The sequence below is a fragment of the Pseudomonas sp. HMSC063H08 genome (assembly GCF_001813645.1).
GTDB classification, from domain to species: Bacteria; Pseudomonadota; Gammaproteobacteria; order Pseudomonadales; family Pseudomonadaceae; genus Pseudomonas; species Pseudomonas aeruginosa.
In genome coordinates, this window is the sequence record NZ_KV813486.1 from 22,206 (window position 1) to 25,282 (window position 3,077).

Consider the following 3,077-nt stretch of genomic DNA (forward strand, 5'->3'; position numbering starts at 1 on the left):
GTGACCGAACCTTGCCAGCCGGCATCCTCGTATGCCTGAGTCAAGAATGCGGCGCGCTCCTCCAGCCCCTTGAGGTAGTTATCGCCAAATTGCTGCCGGAACTCTGGCGAAGTGGCCAACTGCTCCAGAGCTGCATAGGTTTCCCTCCAGCTCTTGACCAGCTCATAAACACCGAAAAATAAATCTGTCCCCTTTATTCACCCTTTATTCGATAGTTCAGTAGAACCACTCGCCTCTGCCTAGGCTTCGCGGAGCCTCCTTACGGCGTCTGCACTGGAACCTCCCTGCTCAGAGAATTAGAGTAGGGAAAATAAATCTGTCCCCTTTATTCGCTTGGCGGCAATTCGACGATGATCCTGACGGAGGTACGACTCTTCGCGGCCTGCTGGTTCTGGTCGCGCAACAGCGTGTCAGCAATCGCTCCGGGCGAGTTGAACCCAGAGCCCTCAAGCGAAGGCCAAAGCCCTACCCATTACTGACCTGCACACGTCTATCTGCTCGGGCAGCGATCAAGAAACACGGTCATCCGAAAAGGGTTAAGTAAGTGCCATTCAAATCTGTCCCCTTTATTCGCTGGCTGGATTCGAGGTCAACGAGAAAGTCAGAATCAGAGTCATGCAGGGCTGCTTGGTGATTACCGCAGAGTGAAATAAATAGCCCCGGCAAGGCCGGGGCTTTTCAATGCTGACGTGCTAAATCAAGAGCAACCGCCAATTTGATCCTACTCTGTCGTGAACGAAGCGACCTCTCGTACTCCTTCACACTAGTAGTTTGAAAGTCCACTACCTCCCCATTAGACCTTGAAACCTCAAGCCAAACCACTTCACTCCCATTAACTAGGATCGTATATAAATCCTCAGCTTGCTCAGGCGTCCAACTCAACACAAATGCGCTACCAATCAAGCCGAGCCTGTCCGCCAAGATAGAGAACAACTGATTTCCCGATTCTCTAAGCCCGCCCCATGACTTAGATAGCTCTTCACGACAAGATTGCTCCGCAAGGCTTCCAATTAATTTCACTTAACAACCCCCGGAGTAGTCGTTATTAAGTTACCAAACCTATCAGTAAGAACAGTCATGGTAGAGGTAGGCTGACCACTGAACTTATCAATACCAATAGGCCCACTGAGATTCACTTCTCGAACATATCGAATACCTTGCGCACTTTCTAACATTCGCGTTACAGGCGCACTCACCACCTCTTTACTTTGAAGCAAAGTGCGAAGCTCAGCCTGCCCTATAGTGAATTGGCTTGCATTTACCTCTGGATTGAAGTGACGACTTACAACGTGCTCCCAACCCGCACTTTTGTCACCAGTCATCAAGTTAACGCGTGACTGAACACGCCCAGGAACTTGAATAGCCGCTTCAGCAGCAGTCCCAGTTGCTTTTGGACTCCCACCCAGCCTACCCAAGTCCCCCACTGCCCCGAGTTGCGAACTCATACTACCGGAAACAGGTGACTCCGCAATCGCGTTGACCAGGTTCTTGGCTGCTGTTGGCAGCTTGGCGGTTATCTGCGCGCCACCTTTTACTGCCGTCAGAACGCCAACAAGTTCCGCAGCGAACCTACCGCCCTCGACACCAGCTGTGACCGAACCTTGCCAGCCGGCATCCTCGTAAGCCTGGGTCAAGAATGCGGCGCGCTCCTCCAGCCCCTTCAGGTAGCTATCGCCAAATTGCTGCCGGAACTCTGGCGAAGTGGCCAACTGCTCCAGAGCTGCATAGGTTTCCCTCCAGTTCTTGACCAGCTCATAAACACCCACTGCGGTTTCAGCTGTCGAAAGACCGATGCCTCCTCCAACACCTACGACGATACCGACATCCTGCTGGGCCGAAATAATTGCCCATTTGGCTTCTATTCCGGTTTTGCAGAGCGGTTTGTCCTTGCAGCCATCGACCTCCTGCCGCTTCTTCTCCTCCTGCCAATGACTGAGGTAGTTGTGTTGGGTGGCATTCCCCGCCACCCAGGCTCCCGTCTGCAAGCTCTTGGCGTCCGCATCGCCCTGCGTCGAAGCCGCCAGCACGCCGATCAACTGCGAACTCATGATCAGCAGGCCCTTCTTGTCATCGATGGGCAGGCTGGCGTATTGCTTGGCGAGGCTATTCACCAGCGCCTCGTTGACTCCCGCAGCCAGGGCTCCGGTACGGAAATCGCCACCGACCGCTTCGGCGGCCAGACCTCCCATCAGGGCGTGCAAGCCGATCTTGCCGAGGCTGCCGTCGTCCAGTACGCCATGGGTGGTGTCGCCAATCAGCTTGAAGCCGTAGGCCGCAAAGGCATTTGCCAGGCTGTTTTGCAACGCATCGCCCAGGCTGCCCTTGCCGCCCAGCGCCCGGTCCAACAGCACCGAAGTACCATTCTGCAGCAACTGGTTCGAGGTGAACTGGCCCACGCCTTGCCAGGTGCCCAACCCTGCGGCGGGCGCCACGGCCCCGGTGTTCGGTAGAGCGGTCGAGGTGCCGGTCTGGGTCGAGGTCCATTTGTCGTAGACGCCGGCAGTCAGCCCCGCAGTCGTGCCAGCGACTACATAGCCCCTCAGCGCATCGCTGGAGGTCACGTCCTTGACGACATCCCCCAGGTTTCCCCGGTTGTTGATGGTGCTGATCGCTCCATTGCTGGCCACGCCGCTGAGCGCTGCGGTACCTGCCGCGTTCAACCAGCCCGCCGAAGTCGTAGCGGTAGCGGCTGCGGTCGCGCCTGCCATGGAGGTTCCGGCCCCGGCCGTTGCAATCGCCCCGCTGGCTGCGCCCGCCGTGAAGTAAGTCACGACGATCGCTATCGCCAACTGCGCGCCGACGCCCAGCCCGGAGTTGCTGTACTTCCAGCTGTCATGCAGTTCCTGCACGCGCCGCCAATCCACATCGCCGCGCTGCTCCATCTGCTTCAGCCAGGCCAGTTGCGGATCCGCCTGCACCATCGCGTCGATGGTCTGGCTCACGGTCTTCTGGTCGATGTGCTTGAGGTCGATCTTCAGGCCTTCCACGGCCTTGATCGCCAGGTTGCCCTGGGCGACGAGCTGGCTCTGGCGTACGGTTTCGTCGGTCTGGCCCTTGCCCTTCGACGACTGCCACGC

At 57.2% G+C, this 3,077-nt stretch carries 2 protein-coding genes and 2 pseudogenes; 2 read left to right on the plus strand and 2 right to left on the minus strand.

Annotated elements, in window-relative coordinates:
- Positions 1–173 (minus strand): annotated as a pseudogene (locus HMPREF2924_RS37045) (hypothetical protein); the annotation flags it as partial.
- A gap of 200 nt (positions 174–373) precedes the next feature.
- On the opposite strand from HMPREF2924_RS37045, the pseudogene HMPREF2924_RS35560 reads away from it, so the two are divergent.
- Both HMPREF2924_RS35560 and HMPREF2924_RS37050 read left to right on the plus strand, forming a co-directional pair.
- Positions 374–544 (plus strand): annotated as a pseudogene (locus HMPREF2924_RS35560) (IS4 family transposase); the annotation flags it as partial.
- Between the two features lie 29 nt (positions 545–573).
- A complete protein-coding gene (locus tag HMPREF2924_RS37050) occupies positions 574–648 on the plus strand; it encodes a SymE family type I addiction module toxin (protein ID WP_124203248.1) in 75 nt (24 codons plus the stop codon).
- A 368-nt stretch (positions 649–1,016) separates the two neighbouring features.
- On the opposite strand, the gene HMPREF2924_RS36520 is transcribed toward HMPREF2924_RS37050, so the two are convergent.
- The coding region (locus tag HMPREF2924_RS36520; protein WP_256567967.1) for a DUF637 domain-containing protein at positions 1,017–3,077 on the minus strand (2,061 nt) is incomplete at its 5' end.